Source organism: Streptomyces sp. NPDC088817, from assembly GCF_044750345.1.
Lineage (GTDB): Bacteria > Actinomycetota > Actinomycetes > Streptomycetales > Streptomycetaceae > Streptomyces.
Genome location: NZ_JBIVJN010000010.1, coordinates 230,101 through 253,645, shown reverse-complemented (window position 1 = coordinate 253,645; position 23,545 = coordinate 230,101). Strand labels below are relative to the sequence as shown.

19 protein-coding genes are annotated in these 23,545 nt (G+C 70.7%); 2 read left to right on the top strand and 17 right to left on the bottom strand.

Translation table 11 applies throughout. The features are described 5' to 3' along the window. The 12 genes from ACIP4X_RS20715 to ACIP4X_RS20660 form a co-directional block, all read right to left on the bottom strand. Window positions 1-1,629: a glycosyltransferase family 2 protein gene (locus tag ACIP4X_RS20715; protein ID WP_401349862.1), complete on the bottom strand. Its 1,629-nt coding sequence runs from the start codon at window positions 1,627-1,629 to the stop codon at window positions 1-3. Then, window positions 1,626-3,173 (bottom strand): glycosyltransferase, encoded by a 1,548-nt coding sequence (locus ACIP4X_RS20710; RefSeq protein WP_391453037.1) that lies wholly within the window; start codon window positions 3,171-3,173, stop codon window positions 1,626-1,628. Before ACIP4X_RS20710 ends, ACIP4X_RS20715 begins: the two co-directional genes overlap by 4 nt. Before the next feature lie 25 nt (window positions 3,174-3,198). Beyond that, on the bottom strand, window positions 3,199-4,224 hold the full coding sequence (locus tag ACIP4X_RS20705) for a Gfo/Idh/MocA family oxidoreductase (protein ID WP_391453035.1): 1,026 nt from the start codon (window positions 4,222-4,224) through the stop codon (window positions 3,199-3,201). Beyond that, the gene (locus ACIP4X_RS20700; protein WP_391453033.1) at window positions 4,221-5,342 is read right to left on the bottom strand and encodes an aminotransferase class I/II-fold pyridoxal phosphate-dependent enzyme; all 1,122 of its coding nucleotides are present in this window, start codon (window positions 5,340-5,342) and stop codon (window positions 4,221-4,223) included. The genes ACIP4X_RS20705 and ACIP4X_RS20700 overlap by 4 nt, the downstream gene beginning before the upstream one ends. Window positions 5,343-5,778: 436 nt before the next feature. After that, window positions 5,779-6,372: a dTDP-4-dehydrorhamnose 3,5-epimerase gene (gene rfbC / locus ACIP4X_RS20695; RefSeq protein ID WP_391453029.1), complete on the bottom strand. Its 594-nt coding sequence runs from the start codon at window positions 6,370-6,372 to the stop codon at window positions 5,779-5,781. Next, window positions 6,372-7,346 carry a dTDP-4-dehydrorhamnose reductase gene (rfbD, locus tag ACIP4X_RS20690; protein WP_391453027.1) on the bottom strand — a complete coding sequence of 325 codons (975 nt, stop codon included), beginning with the start codon at window positions 7,344-7,346 and terminating at the stop codon, window positions 6,372-6,374. Before rfbD ends, rfbC begins: the two co-directional genes overlap by 1 nt. A 10-nt stretch (window positions 7,347-7,356) precedes the next feature. Further along, window positions 7,357-8,346, bottom strand: a complete 990-nt coding sequence (gene rfbB, locus ACIP4X_RS20685; protein ID WP_358728624.1) for a dTDP-glucose 4,6-dehydratase — start codon at window positions 8,344-8,346, stop codon at window positions 7,357-7,359. Then, complete coding sequence (locus ACIP4X_RS20680; protein WP_358728622.1) at window positions 8,343-9,410, bottom strand: glucose-1-phosphate thymidylyltransferase; 1,068 nt, start codon at window positions 9,408-9,410, stop codon at window positions 8,343-8,345. The genes rfbB and ACIP4X_RS20680 overlap by 4 nt, the downstream gene beginning before the upstream one ends. Before the next feature lie 189 nt (window positions 9,411-9,599). Then, window positions 9,600-13,856 carry an Rne/Rng family ribonuclease gene (locus tag ACIP4X_RS20675; RefSeq protein WP_391453024.1) on the bottom strand — a complete coding sequence of 1,419 codons (4,257 nt, stop codon included), beginning with the start codon at window positions 13,854-13,856 and terminating at the stop codon, window positions 9,600-9,602. 277 nt (window positions 13,857-14,133) lie between these two features. After that, entirely contained in the window at window positions 14,134-14,919 is a 786-nt protein-coding gene (locus ACIP4X_RS20670; RefSeq protein WP_358728618.1) for a TIGR03936 family radical SAM-associated protein, read from the bottom strand. Window positions 14,920-15,120: 201 nt separating this feature from the next. Next, window positions 15,121-15,807, bottom strand: coding sequence for an SDR family oxidoreductase (locus tag ACIP4X_RS20665; RefSeq protein WP_358728616.1), 687 nt, complete (start codon window positions 15,805-15,807; stop codon window positions 15,121-15,123). 70 nt (window positions 15,808-15,877) lie between these two features. Next, complete coding sequence (locus ACIP4X_RS20660; protein WP_358728615.1) at window positions 15,878-16,219, bottom strand: hypothetical protein; 342 nt, start codon at window positions 16,217-16,219, stop codon at window positions 15,878-15,880. Window positions 16,220-16,420: 201 nt separating this feature from the next. On the opposite strand from ACIP4X_RS20660, the gene ACIP4X_RS20655 reads away from it, so the two are divergent. Then, on the top strand, window positions 16,421-18,034 hold the full coding sequence (locus tag ACIP4X_RS20655; RefSeq protein ID WP_358728613.1) for a recombinase family protein: 1,614 nt from the start codon (window positions 16,421-16,423) through the stop codon (window positions 18,032-18,034). 220 nt (window positions 18,035-18,254) lie between these two features. On the opposite strand, the gene ACIP4X_RS20650 is transcribed toward ACIP4X_RS20655, so the two are convergent. The 4 genes from ACIP4X_RS20650 to ACIP4X_RS20635 all read right to left on the bottom strand — a co-directional run bounded on the left by ACIP4X_RS20650 (window position 18,255) and on the right by ACIP4X_RS20635 (window position 21,758). Continuing rightward, window positions 18,255-19,613 (bottom strand): replication initiator, encoded by a 1,359-nt coding sequence (locus ACIP4X_RS20650; protein WP_391453807.1) that lies wholly within the window; start codon window positions 19,611-19,613, stop codon window positions 18,255-18,257. 302 nt (window positions 19,614-19,915) lie between these two features. After that, window positions 19,916-20,113 carry a hypothetical protein gene (locus ACIP4X_RS20645; RefSeq protein WP_358728612.1) on the bottom strand — a complete coding sequence of 66 codons (198 nt, stop codon included), beginning with the start codon at window positions 20,111-20,113 and terminating at the stop codon, window positions 19,916-19,918. Continuing rightward, window positions 20,110-21,411, bottom strand: a complete 1,302-nt coding sequence (locus ACIP4X_RS20640; protein WP_358728611.1) for an FtsK/SpoIIIE domain-containing protein — start codon at window positions 21,409-21,411, stop codon at window positions 20,110-20,112. Before ACIP4X_RS20640 ends, ACIP4X_RS20645 begins: the two co-directional genes overlap by 4 nt. Further along, window positions 21,411-21,758 (bottom strand): hypothetical protein, encoded by a 348-nt coding sequence (locus tag ACIP4X_RS20635; protein ID WP_358728609.1) that lies wholly within the window; start codon window positions 21,756-21,758, stop codon window positions 21,411-21,413. The genes ACIP4X_RS20640 and ACIP4X_RS20635 overlap by 1 nt, the downstream gene beginning before the upstream one ends. A 164-nt stretch (window positions 21,759-21,922) precedes the next feature. Here ACIP4X_RS20635 and ACIP4X_RS20630 point away from each other — a divergent pair, with 164 nt between their 5' ends. Then, window positions 21,923-22,702, top strand: coding sequence for a GntR family transcriptional regulator (locus ACIP4X_RS20630; RefSeq protein WP_358728607.1), 780 nt, complete (start codon window positions 21,923-21,925; stop codon window positions 22,700-22,702). Between the two features lie 410 nt (window positions 22,703-23,112). On the opposite strand, the gene ACIP4X_RS20625 is transcribed toward ACIP4X_RS20630, so the two are convergent. Beyond that, window positions 23,113-23,412, bottom strand: coding sequence for a hypothetical protein (locus tag ACIP4X_RS20625; RefSeq protein WP_358728605.1), 300 nt, complete (start codon window positions 23,410-23,412; stop codon window positions 23,113-23,115). Between the last annotated feature and the right edge of the window lie 133 nt (window positions 23,413-23,545).

The following is a 23,545-nucleotide window of genomic DNA, read 5'->3' as shown; positions in this document are numbered from 1 at the left end:
CTACTTCCTCTTGACGCCACGGGCGAGGACCGTCTTCACCCGGGAGGCGAGCGTTTTCTTCGGCGGGGACATCCGGGCCGTCGCGATCACCACGCGTCCCTTGTCGTTCACCAGGGCCGACGCCCGGTACGGGTCTCCGGGGGCGCCCCACCGGCGGGCCAGCGGCATGGGCTTGTCCTCGCCGCGCACGGGGATTTCGTACGTCGCACCGGCGACATCCAGATGGACACGGACGCCCAGTTTGACCTGACGCCGCTCCAGCGGGACGCGGGCGTGCAGCACGGTGGCGACGCCGTTCTCCGCGGGCTCGGCCGTGATGCGGCCCGTCGGCGCGGGCAAGGTGTGTCCGGCCGGGAGTTTCCTCGCCCCGGCCTTGTCCGCCGACTTGGGCATGGCGCCGTGCACGAGCCGCAGGGCGGCACTGTCGAGATCGCCCAGCACGGGCACCCGTACGGAGGCCGTGTAGAAAATGGCGTCGGCTTCCTGCTCCCATCCGGAGGCGAGCAATTCGGTGCCCCTGGCGAGCCGACCCGTGACTGCTTCCCCCACGAGCTCGTAGCAGCGGTCGGGCAGTCCGATCAGCGGGTCGCGGAAGCCCGGGTAGCGGGCGTAGGCACGCTCGCCCTCGACGACGAACGGCGGGGCGCCGTTCTTCTTCTCCGAGGTGGTCGTCTCACACAGGGCGTCGATGGCGCCGGCCCGGGCCAGGCAGATGCGCACCCGGCGCTTGACGTCCATGGCGTCGCGGATGCCGTCGGTGAAGTAGGTGTCGGCGAGCCGCGCGATGCCCGTGCAGATGTCGCGCTGCAGCGCGCGGTCCAGGGTGGGGAAGTCGTCCTGGACCAGCTTGGCAAGCTCCCAGGTGAAGTGGCGGCGCAGGACGGCGTCGCGCTGGGGACCCGGCTCGATGAGCCCGGCCGTGAAGTCCATGATCTCCGCGGTGCAGCGCAGCCGCGCCAGGTGGTCGGCGCGGTAGGTGATGTTGCTGGCGTCGCCCCGCTTCACCGCGTAGTAGCAGGTGTAGTCAGCCACCACCGAGATCTTCCGCGCGCGCACGCAGGCCTCGATGGTGAACGGCTGATCGCTTCCCACGGGCAGGTGCTCGGGGAAACGCAGCTTGTGCCGCTCGACCAGTTCGCGGCGGAACAGCTTGGTGTTGGCGAGGGTGAACGGCAGCGCGGAGTCGTAGAGGCTGACGTCCGGGTCGCTCTCCTTGTAGAGCGCCTGGTGGACGTATCGGCCGTTGGTGCCGGCCATCTTGCCGACGACGACGTCCGAGCCGTGCTCGTCGGCGCAGGCCACCATGCGCTCCAGCGCCTCCGGACCAAGGTGGTCGTCGGAGCCGATGAAGTAGACGTACCGTCCGGTGGCCACCTCCAGCGCCCGGTTGCTGGGGCCGGCCGGGCCACCGGAGTTCGCCTGGTGGATCACCTTGACGGTGTGCGGGTACCGCTCGGCGAAGCGGTCGAGTTCCCGGCTGCTGCCGTCGGTGGAACCGTCGTCGACGGCGATGATCTCCAGTTGGTCCAAGCCGATGCTCTGCCCGATCAGGGAGTTCAGGCACTCCGTCAGATAGGGCATGGTGTTGTACACCGCGACGACGACGCTGACGGCGGGTGTGCCCTTCATGCCCGCGCCCTTCTGGCTCTCGGGTCGGCCTCCAGGCGGGCGCCGTCACCGGACAGCAGCCCCGTGTACACCTCGTCCAGCCGCTCCGCCTGTGCCTCCCAGGTCCACTGGTCGAGGAGCCCCGGCTTGTCGTACACGCTGCGGTACCGCTCCCCGTCGCCCAGCACCGACTTCACCGCCCGCACGTAGTCCTCCAGGTCCTCGGCCTTGAACACCTCGCCCTGGCCGGTCTGTTCGACCATCGAGCCCATCGTCTTCACGTCACTCACTACCAGGGGCAGTCGGGCGTGAGAGTACTCAAAGAACTTGGTGATGAGCGCGATCTCGTGGTTCGGCCAGTGGTGGATCGGGATGACGCCGATGTCCGCTGCCGACAGGAAGGGCACCACCTGGTAGTGCGGCACGTACGGCAGGATGTGCACCCGGTCCCCGACCCCGAGTTCCTCCGCGCGTGCCCGCAGGCTCTGCATGTACTCGGACTCGGTGTTGAGCACGACGAACGCAGTGTGCGACTCGGGAAGCAGCGGCAGAGACTCGACCATGATGTCGAGGCCGCGCTGCGGGGCGGCGGCGCCGCTGTAGACGGTGAGCTGAACATCACGCCCAATGCCGCACAGCTCGCGCAGGTCCGGGACGGGCTCGGCGGCCTGTTCGGGCGAGATCTCCGCGTCCGGGGCGTTGAGCACCACGGTGGGACGTTCCTTGAGGCCGTGCCGCTCCTGCAGCATCCCGGCCAGGGTGTCCGACACGGTCGTCACGGCGTCCGCGTGCCGCGCGTACTCCCGCTCGTGCGCGCACTGGGCGACGTGCCAGCGCGGATGCGAATTCCACGGCTTGATGCCCGGCAGGAACTCATGAGCGTCCCAGACCAGCTTGACCCTCCTGCCCTGGGCACGGGCGCGCAGCGTGGCGCGGGCGCCGACACCCAGCATGCGGAAGTCGTTAGCGTGGATGAGGTCGGGTTTTAGTTCGTCGATGACCTTGCCGTACGCCAGCTCGTAGTCCCACAAGCTCGGCTCCAGTCGGCGCCAGGCGCGGTCGCCCATGGTTTTCTGCCAGAAAGAGGTGGTGAATCTGTCCAGGACCGAGTCCATCTCCTTGCGCCGCTTCTCCAGCGCCTGGGTCTTGCGGTGGCGCAGGGTGACCCAGGGGTCCAGCAGCCGGGAGACGAGCCGGGGCACCAACAGCCGCAGTCGGCCGAGCACCGAGCCCTCCTGCCGGGCCAAGATCAGCCGTACATTGAGGTCGGCCCGCCAAGCCTTCACTTTCTGCCGCCGATAGGCGCCCAGCGGTCCGGGCTTGTAGGCCAACGGGGAACGCACTACGGCACGCCGGTACTCGTGACGGCGGCGGGACAACGGGCCGGGCACATGGATGAGACGCACCTGGGCATCACCGATCTGCCAAGTCTGCTCCTTCTTGCCCTTCCCCTTGCCGAGCAGGACGACGTCCCAGCCGGCCTCGGCGGCCGAGCGGGCCTCTTTCTGCACCCGTGAGTCGCCGTTGACCCCGTTGTCGACGAGCATCACGATCCGGCCGCGCACGGACCCACCCCCCGATGCTCGATTGTCAGACCCCATGGATGACCAAGCCCTCCGACTGAAGCGAAACACTGCGGTTGTCCGTGGCCGACTTGAGCACCGCCGCCGCGACCTCGACCGTCCGCATACCCTGCCGGAGAGTGCAGATGTCGGCCGGCTTGCCCAGGACGGCGTCCCGGAACAGTTCGTGTTCGACGAGGAGAGGCTCGCGCTTGGGGATGGCGTAACGGATCATGTCGCCCTCAGCGACGCCACGGAACGCCTGCAGCGCCTCCCACTCCGTCGTCACTGCGGCATTGGAGTGGAACGTCAGGTCCGCGGTGAGGGTGTCAGCGATGAAGCAGCCGCGCTCGCCGGTGACCGAGGTGAACCGCTCCTTGAGCGGGCTCAGCCAGTTGACCAGGTGGTTGACCATCGTGCCGTCGTCGAGGCGGCCGACCGCGGAGACCATGTCCTCGTGCTCGCGGCCGCTCTTGGAGACGGTGTGGGCGGCGATGGAGACGTACTCGCGTCCGGTCACCCAGCCGGTCAGGTCGATGTCGTGCGTGGCCAGATCCTTGACCACACCGACATCGGCTATGCGGTGCGGGAAGGGGCCCTGACGACGGGTGACGACCTGGTAGACGTCACCGAGCTCGCCGGCCTCCAGGCGGGCCCGCAGCGAGCGCAGCGCGGGGTTGCACCGCTCGATGTGACCGACACCGGCGACCAGGCCGCGCGAGTCGAACGCCTCGACCATGCGCCGCGCGCCCTCCACGGTGTCGGCAACCGGCTTCTCGACCAGCGCGCAGACACCTGCCTCGGCGAGCGCCAGCCCGACTTCCTCGTGCAGCGCAGTGGGGCAGGCCACGACGGCGTAGTCGACCCCGAGGTCGATCAGTTCCTGGACGGTGTTCAGCACGGGCGCGCCGTGAGCGGCACCGTGCTTGTCGCCCATGGGGTCGACGACGCCGACGAACTCGACGCCCTCCAACCCGGCCAGGACTCGGGCGTGGTGGCGTCCCATGGAACCGAGTCCGACGAGTCCGGCCCGCAGCTGAGCTCCGGCGGTCACAGGTCCTCCCCCAGCGCGTTCACGGCGGACACGACGCGCTCCAGGTCGTTCGCCGACAGGGACGGGTGGACCGGCAGCGAGACGACCTCGGCGGCCGCGCGTTCGGTCTGGGGCAGGTCCCAGGTGCGGCCGGCCTTCTGGTCCGGTTCCCAGTACGGCTTCAGCCGGTGGATCGGCGTCGGGTAGTACACGGCGTTGCCGATACCGGCCTCGGTGAGGCGGGCCATGGCGGCGTCGCGGTCGCCGCGGACGCGCACGGTGTACTGGTGGTAGACGTGCCGGGCGCCCTCGGCGACGGACGGGGTCACCACGTTCGGCGCGGTGATGTGCTCCGTCAGGTACGCGGCGTTGGCGATGCGCTGCTCGGTCCAGCCGGCGAGCTTGGCGTACTGGACCCGGCCGATCGCGGCGGAGACGTCCGTCATCCGCACGTTGGCGCCGACGATCTCGTTGGCGTAGCGCTGCTCCATGCCCTGGTTGCGCAGCAGGCGCAGGGTGCGGGCGAGGTCCGCGTCGGCGGTGGTGACCATGCCGCCCTCAAGGCTGTGCATGTTCTTGGTCGGGTAGAAGCTGAACGTTCCGGCGGTGCCGAAGCCGCCGACCGGCGTCCCGTTCAGCGCGGCCGCGTGCGCCTGGCAGGCGTCCTCCACCACGGCCAGTGAGTGCCGCTCGGCGAGGGCCATGATCTCGTCCATGGCGGCCGGATGGCCGTACAGGTGGACCGGCATGATCGCGGCGGTGCGCGGTGTGACGGCCGCGGCCACGGCTTGCGGATCCAGGCAGAAGCTGCCCGCCTCTATGTCGGCGAAGACGACATCGGCTCCGACGAGTCGGACGGCGTTGGCGGAGGCGGCGAACGAGAACGACGGCACGACCACCTCGTCGCCCGGACCGATGCCGAGCGCGAGCAGCGTCATGTGCAGCGCGGAGGTGCCGGAGTTGACGGCCACGCAGTGGCGTCCGTCGACCAGTTCCGAGAACTCCTCCTCGAAGGCGGCCACCTCGGGGCCCTGTACGACTCTGCCGCTGCGCAGCACGCGCACCGCGGCCTCGATCTCGTCCTCGTCGATGACCGGTCTGGCGGCCGGTATCGGTTCATGGGCGTCACTCAACGACATTCCCCCTCCTCTTCGGCGACCTGGAAGGCGCACCACGTCCTGCATGGGCCGGGAAGGGACGGTGCCGGGCGTTGAACGCGCACGTCCGCATCCCCGCAAAGTCCGCGACCTGTCGGCTGCGGACAGCTCTCGCTCGAACCGCCAGGATTCTCTGCGGGAAGACAGCCGCGACTACGGACCGGTGAACCGGGTGGGGCAGTTCGGCTGAGGCTCGGCGCGCAAGTCGTAAGTGCCGAAGCCGGAGAGTCAGGTTACCAGCGTCCGAACAAAGTTTTCCCTCAGGGTTACCACAGTGATACTTGGACAGACCGCGAAAGCCTGCGAGGTGCAGGACTGCGGCACCCGCTTGCGGGTCATCTGCACCAGGCCCATCGAGGTCACCTCGGCCACCTGGTGCTTCGTACGGTCCGGCCCGGCGCTCCGGGCCTGGGACGGTTCAGCCGCCGAGGCTCTCCCGGTGGGCCACGCAGTCCTCGTAGGAGGGCAGCAGGCCCTGCTCCCGGGCCCGGGCCAGGGTGGGCGCCTGGTCGTCCTTGTCGGAGAGCAGCGGGGTGATGTCCGCGGGCCACTCGATGCCGAGGGCCGGGTCCAGCGGGTGGATGCCGTGCTCGCGCTCGGGGGCGTAGCCCTCGGAGCAGAGGTAGACGACGGTGGCGTCCTCGGCGAGTGCCATGAAGGCGTGGCCGAGCCCCTCGGAGAGGTGGACCGCGTGGTGGTCGCGGTCGTCGAGGCGCACCGGCTCCCACTGGCCGAAGGTGGGCGAGCCGGTCCGGATGTCCACGATCACGTCGAGGACCGCGCCGCGCACGCACGTGACGTACTTGGCCTGGCCGGGCGGCACGTCCGCGAAATGGATGCCGCGCAGGGTGCCCCGGCTGGAGACCGACATGTTGGCCTGGGCCAGGGTGAGCGGGTGGCCCGCCGCCTCGGTGAAGAGGGACGCCTTGAACCACTCGTGGAAGCTGCCCCGGCTGTCGGGGAAGACCTTCGGCTCGTGCACCCAGGCGCCGGAAATCGAAAGGGGTCGCATCACACAGTCCTCGCTTCGTCCCTCGGCTCTTCTTCTGCTGGTCCTTCCGCCGGCCCGGCGGAGCGTGCCGGCCGGTCGCGGTGGATCTCCGGGAAAGCCCGGGTGAGCGCCGCGCGCCAGTCGCCCAGCGGCTCGACACCGGCCGGGCGGAGGCGGTCGTGGCCGAGGACGCTGTAGGCCGGGCGGGGGGCGGGGCGGGTGAACGCCTGGCTGGTCGTGGGGCGGACCCGGTCCGGGTCGGCCCCGAGGAGGCGGAAGATCTCGCGGGTGAAGCCGTACCAGGTGGTCTCGCCCGAGCTGGTGCCGTGGTAGATCCCGGCCGGGGCGGTGCCGGCCAGGGCTCCGCGCCCCAGGGCCAGCAGCAGACCGGCCAGGTCTGCACTCCAGGTGGGCTGGCCGCGCTGGTCGTCCACGACGTCCAGCGTCTCGCGCTCGCCCGCGAGACGGACCATGGTGCGGACGAAGTTGGGGCCGCCGGAGCCGTACAGCCAGGCGGTGCGGATCACGTAGCCGCGGTCCGGGAGGGTCTTCAGGACGGCCTGCTCACCGGCGAGCTTGGTACGGCCGTAGGCGCTACGCGGAGCGGTGGGGGCGTCCTCGGCGTACGGGGTGGTGGCGTCGCCGGCGAAGACGTAGTCGGTGGAGACGTGGAGCAGGACGGCGCCGGTGCGGGCGCAGGCGGCGGCGAGGTGGGCCGGGCCGTCGCCGTTGACGCGGAGCGCCTCGGCCTCGCGGGTCTCCGCGTCGTCGACGGCGGTCCAGGCCGCGCAGTTGACGACCACGGCGGGGCGGTGGCGCTCCAGTTCCCGCCGCACGGCCGCGGGATCGGTGAGGTCCAGGGCCGCGCGGTCGAGCGCGACGTGACGCTCACCCTCGGCGGCCAGCCCGGCCAGCACGTCCTGGCCGAGCATGCCGCCCGCTCCGGTGACCAGCCAGCCGGCCGGGGCGCCTGCCTCTTCCTGTGTCGGGTTCATGCCTCTTCCTTCAGGCCAGGGCCGCTCGTTCCTTCAGCGGCTCCCACCAGGCGCGGTTGTCGCGGTACCACCGCACCGTCTCGGCGAGGCCCGTGCGGAAGTCCTTGCGGGGCTCGTAGCCGAGCTCCTCGCGGATCTTCGTGCAGTCGACGGAGTAGCGGCGGTCGTGGCCCTTGCGGTCCTCGACGTACTCGACGCTGGTCTCCCAGTCGGCGCCGCACGCCTCGAGCAGCAGCGCCGTGAGCTCCTTGTTGGAGAGCTCGGTGCCGCCGCCGATGTTGTAGACCTCGCCCGCGCGGCCCCTGGTGCGGACCAGGTCGATGCCCTGGACGTGGTCGTCGATGTGCAGCCAGTCGCGGACGTTGCCGCCGTCGCCGTACAGCGGGACCTTCCTGCCGTCGAGAAGGTTGGTGACGAAGAGCGGAATGACCTTCTCGGGGAAGTGGTGGTGCCCGTAGTTGTTGGAGCAGCGGGTGACGCGGACGTCCAGGCCGTGGGTGCGGTGGTAGGACAGCGCGATCAGGTCGCTGGACGCCTTCGCCGAGGAATAGGGCGAGTTGGGCGCCAGCGGGTGGGTCTCGGGCCAGGAGCCCTCGTCGATCGAGCCGTAGACCTCGTCGGTGGAGATGTGCACGAAGGTCCTGATGCCGGCCCGGTGCGCCGCGTCGACGAGCGTGTGCGTGCCGACGACGTTCGTGCGGACGAACTCCGCGCCGCCGTCGATGGAGCGGTCGACGTGCGACTCGGCGGCGAAGTGCACGACCTCGTCGTGCTCGGACATCAGCTTGCCCACGAGTTCGGGGTCGCAGATGTCGCCCTGCACGAAGGCGAACCCCGGGTGCGCGCGCACCTCGTCGAGGTTGGCCGGGTTGCCCGCGTACGTCAGCTTGTCCAGGACGGTGATCTCGACATCACCGGGGCCCTGCGGGCCGAGCAGCGTACGGGCGTAGTGCGAGCCGATGAAGCCGGCGCCGCCGGTCACCAGGATCCTGGTCGTCATGAGGAGATCTGCACCTTGCTGTGATCACCGAGCACGAGCCGGTGGGCCGAGGGGTTCCGGGGTGCGGGCGTCACTTCGACGTCGCGCCCGATGAGCGAGGCCTCCACCCGGCGCACGCCGGTCACGGACGAGCCCCGCAGCAGGATGGAGTACTCGATTTCGCTGTCGACGATCCGGCAGTCCTCGGAGACCGAGGTGAAGGGGCCGATGTACGCGTCGTCCACCACCGAGCCGGCCCGGATGAACGCGGGTCCGACGATCCGGCTGCCGCTGACCCGGGCGCCCGCCTCTATCCGCACCCGGCCGATGATCTCGCTCTTCTCGTCCACCGCGCCCGCGTTCAGCGGCTCCACGGTCTCCAGGACGGACCGGTTGACCTCCAGCATGTCGGTGACGTTGCCGGTGTCCTTCCAGTAACCGGAGATGGCGGTGGAGCGGACGTCGCACTTGTTGTCGATCAGCCACTGGATGGCGTGCGTGATCTCCAACTCCCCGCGCCAGGACGGCTCGATGGAGCGGACGGCCTCATGTATGGCCGGGGTGAACAGATAGACACCGACGAGTGCCAGATCGCTCTCCGGCTCCTTCGGCTTCTCCTCCAGGCCCACCACCTGTCCGTCGCCGCCGAGTTCGGCGACACCGAAGGAGGTGGGGTCGGGAACCCGGGTCAGCAGGATCCGCGCGTCGGGCCGCTCGGCCCGGAACTCCTCGACGAGACCGGTGATGTCACCGACGATGAAGTTGTCGCCGAGGTACATGACGAAGTCCTCGTCGCCGAGGAAGTCCTGCGCGATGAGCACCGCGTGGGCGAGGCCCAGCGGCGCTTCCTGCGGAATGCAGGTGACCTCGATCCCGAAACGGGAGCCGTCGCCCACCGCCTCGCGGATCTCGTCCGCGGTGTCACCGACGACGATCCCGACCTCGTCGATCCCGGCGTCGGCGATCGCTTCCAGGCCGTAGAAGAGCACAGGCTTGTTGGCGACCGGCACCAACTGCTTGGCCGAGGTGTGGGTGATCGGCCGGAGACGGGTGCCCGACCCCCCGGAGAGCACGAGAGCCTTCACGTATCGCGCCCCAATACTGTGAATGGGTTGGGAACAGAATCCCCATATGTCCTTTTTGGAGTCAGTGGCTCACACCTTAGCCTTTCCGGTCCATTTTGCCTTCGCGCGACGAAGGAGCGACGTACGACACACGAACGCGGGGCGCCTACGGACCATTGGTCCGTAGGCGCCCCGCGCGGTGCGAGCCGGTCAGTCCTCCGTCGAGGCGGAGACGGACAGCGACGACTGCTCGGCCGCCGCGGTCTTCTTCGACGCGGACTTCTTGGCGGCCGTGGCCGACTTGACGGTCTTCGCCGCCTTCTTGGCCGTGGCCTTCTTCGCGGCGGTCTTCTTGGCCGTCGTCTTCTTGGCCACCGCCTTCTTCGTGGCGGCCTTCTTCGCCGTGGCCTTCTTGGCGACCTTGCGGGCCGTCTTCTTGGCCGGAGCGCCCTCGTCGGCGGCGGACTCGGCCGACTCCGGGTCGGCGGCGGCCTGTTCGGCGGACTCGACCGGCGCACCGGACTCGGTGGCGGCCTCCTCCGCCGTGCCCGACGGGACGACCACGACGGCCGTTTCCTCGGGCGCGGTCGGCGCGGTGGCCTTGCGCACCGCACGACGGCGCGGACGGGCCGGGGCGGCGGACTCGGCCGGAGCCTCCGGCTGCTCCGCCGGAACCTCGGCCGCGTCGGTGTCCCGCGACTCGGCGGACACCGTCGGCGCGGCCTCCGCGACCGTCACCACGGACGCCTCGGCACCCGCCGGGGACCCGGCCGGCGCCGACACCTTGCGGGTCGCACGACGACGCGTACGGCCCTTGGGCGCGGCCTCGTCGGTCACGGCCGCGGCGGGGACCGTCGGATCCTCCACGGCCACGGGCTCGGCCTGAGCCTGCTCGGCCGGCTCCGGGACCACCGGACGCGCGGCCTCCTCGGCCGCCGTGACGTCCTGCGCCGTGGGAACCGGGGCGCCGCCGTCGGTGTGGGCCTTCGGCGCGCCCGCGGGCGCGGACGCCCGCCGGCCGGCGCGGCGCCGCGTACGGCCACGGCTCGCCGCGGCCTCCGCCTCGGCGACGCTGCTGTACAGCTCCTCGTCCGGGGCCATCTCCAGCGCGGGCAGCGCGATGGGCTCGGCGGCCTCCGTCTCGGCCTCCGCCTCTTCCTCGGCGGTCGGGGCGACGGCCACGGCCTCGTGCTCGTGCTCGTGCGGCTGCTCGGCACCGGCGCGGGCGCGCTTGCGGCGCTTGCCCCCGCCGCCACCGGCGACGCTCGCCTGCTCCAGGTGGACGATGACACCGCGGCCGTTGCAGTGCACGCAGGTCTCGGAGAAGGACTCCAGCAGGCCCTGGCCCACCCGCTTGCGGGTCATCTGCACCAGGCCCAGCGAGGTCACCTCGGCCACCTGGTGCTTCGTACGGTCGCGGCCCAGGCACTCCAGCAGGCGGCGCAGCACCAGGTCCCGGTTGGACTCCAGGACCATGTCGATGAAGTCGATCACGATGATGCCGCCGAGGTCGCGCAGCCGCAGCTGGCGCACGATCTCCTCAGCCGCCTCCAGGTTGTTCCTGGTGACCGTCTCCTCCAGGTTGCCGCCCTGGCCGGTGAACTTGCCGGTGTTGACGTCGATGACGACCATCGCCTCGGTCCGGTCGATCACCAGCGAACCGCCGCTGGGCAGCCAGACCTTGCGGTCCAGCGCCTTGGCGAGCTGCTCGTCGATCCGGTACGTGGCGAAGACGTCGACCTCGCTGGTCCAGCGCTGCAGACGCGGCGCGAGGTCCGGAGCGACGTGCGAGACGTAGCCGTGGATCGTCTGCCACGCCTCGTCACCGCTGACGATGACCTTGGAGAAGTCCTCGTTGAAGATGTCGCGCACGACCCGGACGGTCATGTCCGGCTCGCCGTACAGCAGCGACGGCGCACTCGAGTTGCCGCCCTTGGCCTTCTTCTTGATGTCCTCCCACTGCGCCTGGAGCCGCTCGACGTCACGGCGCAGCTCGTCCTCGCTCGCGCCCTCGGCGGCGGTGCGCACGATCACGCCCGCGTCCTCGGGGACGATCTTCTTGAGGATCGTCTTCAGCCGGGCCCGCTCGGTGTCGGGCAGCTTGCGGCTGATGCCGGTCATCGAGCCCTCGGGCACGTACACGAGGTAGCGGCCCGGAAGGGAGACCTGGCTGGTCAGGCGGGCGCCCTTGTGTCCGATGGGGTCCTTGGTGACCTGCACGAGGACGGACTGCCCGGACTTCAGCGCGGACTCGATGCGGCGGGGGCCGTTGGCCATCCCGAGCGCCTCGAAGTTGACCTCGCCCGCGTACAGGACGGCGTTGCGGCCCTTGCCGATGTCGATGAAGGCGGCCTCCATCGAGGGCAGCACGTTCTGCACCTTGCCCAGGTAGACGTTGCCGACGTACGACGTCGACTGCTCCTTGTTGACGTAGTGCTCGACGAGCACACCGTCCTCCAGGACGCCGATCTGCGTACGGTCGCCGTGCTGCCGGACGGCCATCACGCGCTCGACGGCCTCACGGCGGGCCAGGAACTCGGCCTCGGTGATGATCGGCACCCGGCGGCGGCCCTGCTCGCGGCCCTCGCGGCGACGCTGCTTCTTGGCCTCCAGACGGGTCGAGCCCTTGATGGACTGCACCTCGTCGGACGGCTCGGCCGCCTTGCGGGGCTCGCGCACCTTCACGACGGTGCGCTCCGGGTCGTCGGCGGACGGCTCGCCGTCCGTGCCGCTGTCACCGGCCCGGCGACGACGGCGACGACGACGGCGGCTGCTGCTGGAGCCACCGCCTCCCTGCCGGCCCTCGTCCTCGTCGCCCGAGTCCTCGTCGCCGGCCTCGCCCTCGTCGTCCTCGTCGAGCTGCTCGGCGGTGTCCTCGGCGTCCTGCGCGGCCTGCTCGGCGGCGAGCTCGTCGCTCTCCTCCGCGTCCTCGCCGGCATCGGCGGACTCGCCCCGGCGACGGCGACGGCCACCGCGGCGACGGCGACGGCGGGAACCGGACTCCTCGCCGTCCTCGCCCTCGGCGGCTTCCTCGGCGGACTCCTCCTCGTCCTCGGCGGACTCGTCGGCGGTCGCGGCCGTCCCGGTCTCGGACTCCTCACCACCGGAGCCCCGGCGACGACGGCGGCGGCGCGATCCGCCCTGGTCGGAGTGCTCGGCCTGCTCGACCGGCGCGGCCTGCTCCTCCGGGAGCTCCTCGCTCTCCGCGGCCTCGGCCGCAGCAGCGGCGGCGGCACGCTCCGGGGTCTGGAACATCGGCTGGGTGAAGACGGGCGCCTGGAACACGGCGACGGCGGGCCGCGCGGGCCTGCGCGTCGACTCGCCGTCACCGGCGGTGGACTCGGCGGCGGGCTCGGAGAACCCGGTCGCGGCACGCCGGACGACCCGCCGCCGGCTCCGCCGCGCGCCAGGCCCCTCGGCGGCCGGGGCCGCGTCGGAGGGGGCCTCGCCCTCGCGGGAGGCCTCGGCGGGCTGGGCCGCGGGGGCCTCGGTGGCGGCGGGGGCCTGTGCGGCGGGCTCGGAGGCGCGACGCGTGGCACGCCGACGGGTACGGGGCGCAGCGTCCTCCGCGGCCTCGGCGGCGGGGGTGACGTCGGCGGATGCCTCGCCCTCGCCGGGAACCTCGGCGGGCTGGGCCGCGGGGGTCTCGCTGACGGCGGCGGTCTGAGCGGCCGGCTCGGAGACACGGCGCGTGGCACGCCGGCGGGTGCGACGCGGAGCCGCGTCCTCCGCGGCCTGCGGCTCCGGCTCCTCGGCCGTGGCCTCGGGAGCGGCGTTCACCACGGGGGTCTCGGCGGTCTCGGCCGGCGCGGGGGTCTCGGCGGCTTCGGCCGGCGCGGGGCCACCGGCGGGCGCGGACGCGCGTCGGGTGGCACGGCGCCGCGTACGAGCGGCGGGCGCGGGCGCCTCCTCCGCCGCATCGGCGACAGCCTCGGAGCTCTCCGCGGGCGTGGCGGCAACGGCCGTCCCGACCGCCTCCGTGGACGCGGTGGGCGTGGACACGCTGCGCGTGGCACGGCGGCGGGTACGGCGCGGAGCGGCGGCCTCGCCGACCTCCACGGACCCGGCGGACGTCTCGACGGCGGCGGACTCGGTGGTCGGCGCCTCGGCGACCGCCACCGCCGGAACGACGGTCTCGGCGGCAGCCTCGCCCTCGATGGCCTTGGGCGTCCCGGCGGGCGCGGAGGCACGACGGCGCGTACGGCGCGCGGGCGCCGTCTCCTCGGTGTCCTCGCCGTCGACCAGGGCGGTCTCGGGAGTCTCCTGCTCCTCCACCTGCTCCGCGAGTTCCGCGGACGCGGCGGCCGGTACGGCCGGAGCGGTGATCTCGGCCGCGGCCTCGGAGGACGCGGCGGAGGGCGGACCCGCCGGGCGGGACGCGGCACGGCGCCGACGACGCGGCGGCAGAGTGTCGCTGGGAGTGTTCAGTTCTTCGGAACCCTCGATGGGCTCGGTCGGTTCGAGCATGCGGGCGTATCTCCCGTCAGGCTCCCGGGCGCCGCGCCTCGGTCCGGCGCCGATCACGTCGATCGGCACCGTTGACGTCCGCGGCCGCGCGGTGCGCGTCGGCCGCCGTCCGGGGCGCGGGCGCCGCACGGGAGCTCTCTGTGTCCTGTCTCGCCGGTTCCGTACGCCTTGTTGTGCACGGCCTGGCGAAAGTCTTCTGGTGGGTGCGCTGCCCGACCCAGGTGGCTCCCGAGTACGAGGGCGGCGCTTCGACGTCCGTCCCGGTGCGGAACCGTCCCTACGCGGGCGCCTTCGCGGCGGCAGGAACGGCGGCCCCCACTGAATCGGCCGGGGCGGCCAGGTCTGCCTCGCGGTCGGGCGCGAGCGGGTCGGTCACCGTGCCGGTCTCTTCATCGAGCAGCCCCTGCGCCAGCCTGGTCACCGCTGCGGGGACCGGCGGCGCCAGGTCGGCCACGGCGCGGAGACCGGACAGGACGTCGTCGGGTCGCACGGCAGGCGTCACGTGCCGAACAACCAGCCGCAGTATCGCACAAGGCTGGCCGGTCGGCCCATCAGCCGCCGAACCGTGCGTTTCCATACTCTCCAGGTCCACCACGGCGGACCGGGTGTCGAAGGTGCGCATGCCGTTCTTGGCCAGGCGCTGCACTTCCACGGTCTCGGCCCCGTTGAAGACCGCGACCGCGTGTTCGGCCTCGGCCGGGTCCACGCCGTCCAGCCGCAGCTCCCACACGGAAGCGGTCAGCCGGTCGGCGAGCCCCGACGTACGGGCCTCGACCGCCTCGACGACGTCCAGCCCGGCGGGCAACGACTCGTCGAGAAGCTCACGCAGACGCTCCGGGTCGCAGGGCGCGGTGAGCGCGATCTCCAGGTACTCCGCCTCACTGCCCGTGCCGGTGGGTGCGGCATTGGCGTAGGAGACCTTCGGGTGCGGCGTGAACCCGGCCGAGTACGCCATCGGCACCTCGGCACGGCGCAGCGCACGCTCGAAGGCGCGCTGGAAGTCACGGTGGCTGGTGAACCGGAGGCGGCCTCGCTTGGTGTAGCGCAGTCGGATGCGCTGCACCGCGGGTGCGGGCGGTGGGCCTTCGGGCTGTCGCTTGCCCAGTGGAACTTCTCCTCGTGTACGGCGGGCGGTCCGTGGCGCCGGCCCCGTCATGGGGAGCGCCCGGTCCTTCTCCCTAGAGTACGCGTTTCGGCCACGTCGGGTTCCCGGCGGCCGCCGGCCGGAGTCCCCCCGAGGAGTCGTTCCGGTCCGGTGCCGATCTCACTGGTCGAGTGGTTGCGCCAGGGCGTGCTTGATCTGCCTGGTCCGCTCGTCGGCGAGGACCTCGACCCGGTCGTTCGCCAGGGCGTCCATGGTCTGCTCCGCCACGTCCGCCGCGCTGATCTTCGGTGCGTCCGTGAAGGAGCTGAGATCCGTCTCCACGAAACCGGCGTGGACGCCGACCACGAGCGTTCCCTGCTCGCGCAGGCCTTCCCGCAGCGCGCCCGTCAACGACCACTGGGCCGACTTGGAGGCCGCGTATCCGGGGTACTCCGGCCGGGAGATCCAGGAGACGGCCGACAGCATGTTCACCAGCGCGCCGCCGCCGTTCCGGGCCAGGACCGGGGCAAAGGCGCGGGCAACGGCCCAGGTCCCGAAGTAGTTGACCTCCATCGCCTCACGCGCACCCTCGAAGGAGCCCGTGAGCAGCTTGGTCCCGAACCCCCCGACGCCCGCGTTGTTGACCACGATGGTGACGTCGCCGGCGACCGCGGCCGCCGCGGCGACGTCCTCGGGCTCGGTGACGTCCAGACGCAACGCGGAGAGCCGCTCGTCACCGACGCTCGCCGGATCACGGGCACCGGCGTACACCTTGGCGGCCCCCCGCTCGATCAGCGCGTGAGCGAACGCGTGACCGATACCACGATTGGCCCCTGTCACCAGGGCAACCGATCCCTCGATCTCCATCGCACCTCCCACCCGCGCCCACCAACCGAACACCACCCAGCCTGCACCGGATGCCGCAACGACGCATCGCCTAGCGCTGGGACCGCGCAGGTTCGACGGGGCCGGCTGCCTGGGCGCGTGAGTCCTTGCGCTCCGCGAGCAGGAACAGGACGGCAGCGGCGGCGATGAAGCCGAGCCCGACGTTCATGCAGGCCATGACCGTCTCATAGGAGGCGTCGGCGATCCGGGGGATCGCGTTGACGAGCACGAGGGCGTAGAAGCACACGAAGCCGTAGGCGCGAAGCCGCATCCCTGCCTGCCGCTTCCGCATCCACGGCGGCGCCCACCCTGCCAGCATCGCCACCGGGACCGGCAGCATGAGCGCCGTCGACACAGCCAGCGCCACCCAGTGATACAGCGGATTGCCGTTCACCCCACGCCCCCCATTCGTAGAAGGTCGCCAGCGTAGTGAACGCTGATCCGGTCAGTGCACGTGACCACTCGCCGCGGGCGTCGCACCAGCGTTCTTGACCGTCAGAGGGAGCAACTTCTTGCCGGTCGGGCCGATTTGGATCTGGGTGTCCATCTGCGGGCATATGGACATACGCGCAAAACCAGCTCTACGGTCGCATGCATGGGGACACGAACACGGAAGCGCACAGGAGCCGACCAGAGGCAGTACTCGGTCGAGGCCGAGTGGACTGACGCAGATCTCGCGCTCCTGGAGGAGTTGAAGCAGGCTGAGGCCCTACTCCCCGAGGATGCTCCTCGGGCTCTCTTATCCGTCCGCCTGTCTGTACTGACGGACGAAACCACGTCGCCAGTGCGGCAGGAGCTCGACCTTCGCATCCTGGCGAGGGAGCGAGGCTGCCGAGTCGTCGGCGTCGCTTCGGACCTGAACGTATCGGCAACGAAGGTTCCGCCGTGGAAGAGGAAGGAACTCGGCGACTGGCTGAACAACCGCTCCCCCGAGTTCGACGAGCTCTTGTTCTGGAAGCTCGACCGCTTCGTACGTCGCCTCTCTGATCTCTCGACGATGATCGAGTGGAGCCTGAAACGCGGGAAGAACCTGGTCTCGAAGAACGACAGCCTTGATCTCACGACGACCGCCGGGAAGATCATGGTCACGATCATCGGCGGTATCGCCGAGATCGAAGCGGCCAACACCTCCACCCGAGTCACGAGCCTGTGGGACTACGCGAAGACCCAGGAAGAGTGGATCATCGGCAAGCCGACGTACGGCTACGTCACGGGTGAGGACGACGCAGGGAAGCTCGGTCTCGTCATCGACCCCGCGGCCCATAAGGCACTGCACTGGGCTCGACGCATGGCGCTTCGAGGACGCTCCGCCCGGTTCATGGTGCGCTGCCTGAAGCGGTCCGGGCTCATGAGCCAGGGGCTCACCGTGGCGACGCTCCACCGCCGCCTCCGTAACCCTGCGCTTCTCGGCTACCGGGTGGAGGAGGACAAGCAAGGAGGGCAACGGCGCTCGAAAGCGATCCTCGGCAAGGACGGCAGGCCGATCATGGTCGCTCCCCCGATCTTCACCGAGGAGGAGTTCGAGACCCTCGGCGCCGCTCTCGACAAGCGCAAGAAGAACCAGCCTCCACGCCGTGTCGGCGGAGCGACTCAGTTCCTCGGCGTCCTCCTGTGCGCCGACTGCAAGACGAACATGACCGTGAAGATCACGAACAACAAGTTCGGGATCTACCACTACCTTCGGTGCCGCAACTGCAAGAGCGGCGGACTCGGCGCACCCGACCCCGACCAGGTCTACGAGCGGCTCGTGGAGGACGTGCTCAAGGTCCTTGGTGACTTCCCCGTACAGGTTCGCCAGTACGCCGAGGGCGCCGAGGTACGGCGGGAGATCAAGCGCCTTCAAGAATCCATCGCTCTCTACATGAAGGAGCTCGAACCAGGGGGCCGGTACACGAAGACCCGATTCACGAAGGAGCAGGCAGAGGCGACGCTCGACAAACTCATCGGGGAGTTGGAAGCCATCGACCCCGAGACGGCGAAGGACCGATGGGTCAACGTCCACGGCGGTAAGACCTTCCGCGAGCACTGGCAGGAAGGCGGCATGGAAGCCATGGCCGCAGACCTGTACCGAGTCGGCATCCGATGCGAGGTCACCCGCACGAAGGTGCCGAAGGTGCGGGCCCCGAAGGTGCACCTCCGCCTACTGATCCCGAGGGACGTACGCGAGCGGCTCGTGATCCGAGAGGACGACTTCGCCGAAGCCTTCTGACACAGCACAGGCGACGTACCAGTGCAGCCGCCTTCCCGAGGCACACGGGGAGGCGGCTTCCCTTTTCACGAGAACCAAGACGCGGGGTCAAACGGCTCTTCAGTGCCGTCATCGTCAATGATCACGATCTCGCTCTCAATCAGGCTCATGGTCCTGTTGTTGGACGTCCGGGGCAGCGGCGAGCGCCCAGGCTGCTGAAGTTCGCGTTCGGGCAGGGCAGTTATCGACACCACTCCCCCTCTTGTCTTGCTTCCAGGCCGAGCCGTCGGGACTCCGCAAGGTCCTCGGCGATTCCGGCCGCGATGAGGGCAGCGCCGGGGGTGTGGCCCGAGCCGACGTAGCGCCATTGCCGCTCGGTGACCATGTCGGGCAGGTCCGCGTGGCCCAAGTGGTCGGCGCGCTCGGCGCGGAGTGCCGCGTACGTCGTCGAGTAAGCACGGGACTTGGTCAGGATGTGCCCCCGGTAGCCGAGCGTGTGGGTCCAGTCCCGGAGGCGGAGGTGGGCGTAATCGGGAAGGCCGCCAAGACGCCAGCAGGTGCGCATGAGGATCCGAACGTGTTCGCTGACCGGTGCCGACTCGATGTCTGCCCAGGTGGTAACCGGGTGGTCGATGCCGGCGCCTGTCTCGCTCGCGCCCTTCGTGACGTACTTGGCCACGTATGCGGCGACCGCGTCATCGTCGGGTCCGTCACTGTCGGCACGCAGGGGTCGAGCGTCGACCTGGACGCCCCTTCGCAAGGCCAGTTCGCCCACGTCCGGGCTGTAGGGGGTGCGGACCAGGACCCGCCGGGCGGAAGCGCGTACGGCGTCGATGAGCAGGTCTGGAGTGCTCCAGGCGGGGGGTTCGTCGTTGGGTCCGTTCGGGCCGTCGAGGCGGACCACGGCGTGCACGTGTACAGCCGCCCGCTTCTGGTACTCGGCGACGCGGGCGAAGGATAGCCGGGCGTGGTGGGCGAAGTGAGACTGTACGAGGCCGACGGCGGAGGCGAGGCGCCGCCGGACGTCGATGACGAACCGGTCCCACAGTTTGGAAGCGTGTGCGTGCCACAGCACGTGGCCGGTGTAGTCGTAGCAGTCGAGGCAGAGGGGTTGGCCGACGACCGGCGCGTCCGAGGCGTGGACGGCGCCGCAGCCGAGGGGACGACCGTGCTCGCAGGTTCCGCCGTCGCGACGGGGGCGGCACAACTCCTCAGCCCGGTGCACGGGGCCGAAGGACGGGGCAGTGAGGGTGACGAAGAGGCGGGGGCGGTGGCGGACGCTGGCGGGGACGTTCTTGCCGCCGAGGAGGCCGGCGCGGACGAGGTGGTAGGTGTCTCCGGCGTGGAGGCGGGAGCAGGCCGGGCAGACGGTCGCGCGCCGGTTGCGGCAGCGGACGAGGAGCCGCTCACCGGGCTCGTTGCGGGTGTCGTAGTGGTGAAGGATCTCACCAGTCGCACCGTCGAGGATGCTGGTGGAGCCTGACAGGTGGACAGGGTGAGTGCAGCCGCCGGTGGCGGTGATCTGCTCCAGCCAGCGGGGGAACTTGGGGTCTTGGGCGAGGCGGATGGCGTCGCGGTCCGCTTCGGGGAGCTGACGCAGGCGCGCCGCGCGGTCGAGGGCGGCGCGCCGGTCAGCCGGGGTGATCTGCGGGGTGATGGTGGTGACCTTCCTGGGTGGGCCGCCAAAGCGGCACGGATGGTGGTTGGTGGCGCGCTCTCGTCCATGGGCCGAGCTCCTTACGGGTGTGGTCAGTCGCCGTGGTCGTCGGTCAGCGGATGGTTCCGGTGCCGCGGCAGACGCGGCAGCGACGCTGTCGTCCGGTCCAGGTGCGGCGGGCTCCGTCGCCCTTGCACTGGGGGCACCTCACGCGAGGCATGGGCATGGTGGTGTGTCCTCTCTGCTCAGGGGTGGGAGAAGCCGCTGATGACCCAGGTGACGAGGCCATGCACGGTGTAGATCACGGGGGTCTGGCCGAGGTAGACGCCGAAGAGGCCGACGCAGACCGCTTCCCAGGCGCGGACGTCGCGGGAGCGGACGAGGAGGACGGTGATGACCCCGAAGATCACCGCGAACGTGAACGCCGTACCTCCGCCGATCACCTGTCGTCTCCTTCCAGCGCCGCAAGGGCGCGGTTCAGGCCGGGCAGTTCCGGGGTGAGGGCTGCGTACTTCCGGGCCGTCGCTACGGCCTCTTGCGTGGGGGTGAGGTGGGAGCGGGCTCGGCTCCAGCCGCCGTCCGGCCCGGTGCACACGGCCACGCCGCGTTCTTCCGCTGTGATCGACTGGGCGACGGCCACGGCGTCCTTGTTCAGGTCGCCGAGGGTCATCTCGGCGGTGCCGGGGTCGTTGACGCGGTGGCAGATTCGACCGCCGAGCTGGGCTCGCAGGGCGGTGACGCCGGGGCCGAGGTCGGAGCCGACGCGTTGGCCGGCGACGACCAGGTGCAGGCCGAGCGCGGCCCCGAGCTGGGCCAGGCGGAGCAGCAGTGTGGAGCACTGGTCTGCTTCTGCCTTGCTCTCGCGGGTGCCGTCGGACAGGTACAGTTCGGCGATCTCGTCGACGATGACGACGACCGGCACCGGCCTCAGCTTGTCGGGCAGCTCCCAGATCGAGCGGACCCCGGCGGACTGGCAGGCGCTCATTCGGTCCTGCATGTCGACCACGAGCGCGGAGAGCACGGCGATCGCTTCCCTGCGGCAGGTAGCCAGCGCGCTGAGCCGTCCGGCGAACAGGCCGAGTTCCATGCCGCCCTTGCAGTCGATGCCGACCAGGGCCACCGGCTGCTCAGCGAGTTGGGTGATCAGCCGGGCCAGCAGGGTGGACTTGCCTGAGCGGGTGGCGCCGGCGATGAGCCAGTGCGGCACGAGCCGCAGGTTCATCACCCAGGCCCCGCCGGACTCCAGCACGCCTATCAGCGCGGAGAGGAGTTCGGCCGGTGCCGTGGCTAAGCCGGGCCGCTGCAACGGATCCGTGGCCGTCGCGGTCAGCAGGACGAGCCCGCGTTCCGGCGAGGTGACCCGCACGGCGTGCACCTTCCAGGCGTGCACGAACGCGTCCGCCGCCTTCAGGTACGTCGCCGGGGTCTGGCCCGCGTGCAGGCGCACGATCACGGTCAGGCCCAGGCGGGTGGCGCGCGGGAAGGAGGCCCGCGGAGCCACCGGCCGCAGCGGGTCCCCCTTGACCACCAGGTCCCCGAGCAGTCCGCGCGGCGGGCGGCGGGACACGGCGAGGTCGTTGAGCAGGGCGACCTTGCGCCAGGTGAACACCACCCGGCACGCGGCGGCCGGGTAGCCCACGAGGTACCAGTGCCAGGCCGGACGGTGCCGGCGCACCATGTCACCGACGACCAGCACCCAGGCCAGCACGGCCAGGGCGAAGGCGAGCAAGATCGGCCCCATCAGGCACCACCGCCCTTGACGTGCGCCGTCGCGCCGAGCACCGGGGTGATGGCGTCGGCGCGGAAGCTGACGCCGTGCCGCTCGCCCATCGACCAGACGAACGCTGTCAGCCCGGTGACCTTGACGATCTGCCCTTCCTCGATGCCCTTGGGCTCACCGGTCACGGCGATCTCGATGACGGAGATCCGCCGCCGGTCCTGCCGCACAGTGACCGCCACCGTGTAGACGGGGTTGCCGTCCCGGTCCTTCTTCACCTCCTGTGTGTCGGGGTTGCTGATCTTCGCTTCGGGCGCGATGGCGCACCGCAGTACGCCCAGCCGCGCCGTGTCCACGGGAATGGACTGCATTTCTTTGGCCTCCCTGGCCAGTCGGGACGCCAGCCTGATACTGACGTCACTTGTCCTTACGAGTTATGACTATGGAGTCCTGTACGGCGGGGGTGCAACTACTTATGCTGACGAGTGATGTCGCGCGTGCGACGTGCCTACGACCACGACCCGGAGAAGCCGAGATGACCGAGATCCAGCGCCCCGGAGCCCTCTACCAGCAGGTGGCCGCAGCGATCCGCGAAGCGATCCTCACGGGCGAGTTCGCCCCCGACTCCCTGCTGCCGTCCGAGGCCCAGCTCATGGCCCGCTACGGCGTCTCCCGCCCCACGGTCCGCAACGCCATCGCCGCACTAAGGGCCGAAGCGCTGATCGATGTCCGGCACGGCAAGGGCAGCTTCGTACGCTCCGACGGACAGCCGGCCCTCACCCTCGAACGGCGCATCAGCCGCACCAGCGAGGGCAAGTTCGTCATGCCCAACGGAGACGTCTGGCAGGAGGCCGAGGAGCCGAGCACCTACCGCACCCACACCACGAAGGACACCGGCCGACTGCTTCAACTCGGCGAGGAAGAAGCGCTGTTCGGCTGCGACCGGCTGCTCACCGATCCCGGCACCGGGACGCGCGCGATGCACCGCACACTGATCCCCTTCGAGATCGCCGAGGCTGTGCCGCTGCTTGGCAAGGAGCCGTGCAAACCTCCGGCAGCGATCTACTGGGTACTCACCCAAGCCGGACACAAGCTGTCGTGGAGCGAGACGGTACGCGCCCGCATGCCGCTGCCCGACGAGCGCGCCACGCTCCAGCTCCCCGACGCGACCCCGATCCTGCACATGGCCCGCGTCACGCACGGCACCGACGACCGCCCCCTGATCCTCGAAGAGCTGCGCATCGGCGCGGACCGTGCCGAACTCGCCTACCGGATCACCGCCGACAAACAGCCCGCCCGACGCGCCCGCGCCTGACCTGCAACCGGCATCGGTCGAAACCGCCTTCACTTCCTCAAGGGCGCGCCTGCGGCGCGCCGGGCCGCCCGGCCGCCCCGGCCGGGCGTGCGGCGTGGCCGCCGGTCCCGTCCGGTCGCCGGACGCCCCACGCCGCAGCCAGCAGGAGAAGTCGCAGCGTCGACCGGCCGTCGCAGGCTGGGGCGTGGGTGGCTGAGGGTCGCCGGCCTCCGAGACTTTACGCAGCTCCCATGGGGCGAGCCTCGAAGAACAGGGGGCCCATCGGGCACAACCGCGGGCAGGTCCAGTACCTGCCCGATTCGCCGGGCCAGCGTAGGGCCCCCTGTTCACTCGCCCCATGGCAGCTACTGCCCAAAGTCTCTCCAGCCGGCGACGCGCCCACGTCCGGCGCTCACCAGCGAAAGGGCCACTCATGCCGCACCGCCGCCACTGCCAGCGAGCTGCTCCAGGAGCCCGGCGAGCCGGCCCACGGTGTCCGGCCTGCCCGCCAGCCGCACGAGCCCGCGCCCGTCCTCACCCGTCGAGGCGACCGCCCGCACGGCGGACAGCTCGAAGCCCGCGCCGAGGAGCGCCCGGTTCAGCCGGTCGGCACCCTCCCGAGCCTCCCGCCAGCCCGCCATGTAGTCGACCCCTGGCACCCACAGGCCGTGGTCGACGCCCATCACGTCATCGAGGCCATCGTTCAGCCAGCTCTCACCCGAGCCAGTCACCTTGCCCACCTCTGCCCTGATCTAGGTAACGGATCATCAACTCTGTTTGTCCCAGGGCGGATACGCAGCACGGCGGCCCCGGTACCATCAGGCACCGGGAACCGCCGTGTTCCCAGCCGGGCCACCCTTCGCT

What these genes read in the sequence shown, in the direction of transcription:
- rfbD (WP_391453027.1), bottom strand. Translation starts at nt 7,346, where the DNA reads ATGAACCCGACACAGGAAGAGGCAGGCGCCCCGGCCGGCTGGCTGGTC.
- ACIP4X_RS20700 (WP_391453033.1), bottom strand. Translation starts at nt 5,342, where the DNA reads ATGTCGTTGAGTGACGCCCATGAACCGATACCGGCCGCCAGACCGGTC.
- rfbC (WP_391453029.1), bottom strand. Translation starts at nt 6,372, where the DNA reads ATGCGACCCCTTTCGATTTCCGGCGCCTGGGTGCACGAGCCGAAGGTC.
- ACIP4X_RS20655 (WP_358728613.1), top strand. Translation starts at nt 16,421, where the DNA reads ATGGGGACACGAACACGGAAGCGCACAGGAGCCGACCAGAGGCAGTAC.
- ACIP4X_RS20715 (WP_401349862.1), bottom strand. Translation starts at nt 1,629, where the DNA reads ATGAAGGGCACACCCGCCGTCAGCGTCGTCGTCGCGGTGTACAACACC.
- ACIP4X_RS20635 (WP_358728609.1), bottom strand. Translation starts at nt 21,758, where the DNA reads ATGCAGTCCATTCCCGTGGACACGGCGCGGCTGGGCGTACTGCGGTGC.
- ACIP4X_RS20640 (WP_358728611.1), bottom strand. Translation starts at nt 21,411, where the DNA reads ATGGGGCCGATCTTGCTCGCCTTCGCCCTGGCCGTGCTGGCCTGGGTG.
- ACIP4X_RS20675 (WP_391453024.1), bottom strand. Translation starts at nt 13,856, where the DNA reads ATGCTCGAACCGACCGAGCCCATCGAGGGTTCCGAAGAACTGAACACT.
- rfbB (WP_358728624.1), bottom strand. Translation starts at nt 8,346, where the DNA reads ATGACGACCAGGATCCTGGTGACCGGCGGCGCCGGCTTCATCGGCTCG.
- ACIP4X_RS20630 (WP_358728607.1), top strand. Translation starts at nt 21,923, where the DNA reads ATGACCGAGATCCAGCGCCCCGGAGCCCTCTACCAGCAGGTGGCCGCA.
- ACIP4X_RS20665 (WP_358728616.1), bottom strand. Translation starts at nt 15,807, where the DNA reads ATGGAGATCGAGGGATCGGTTGCCCTGGTGACAGGGGCCAATCGTGGT.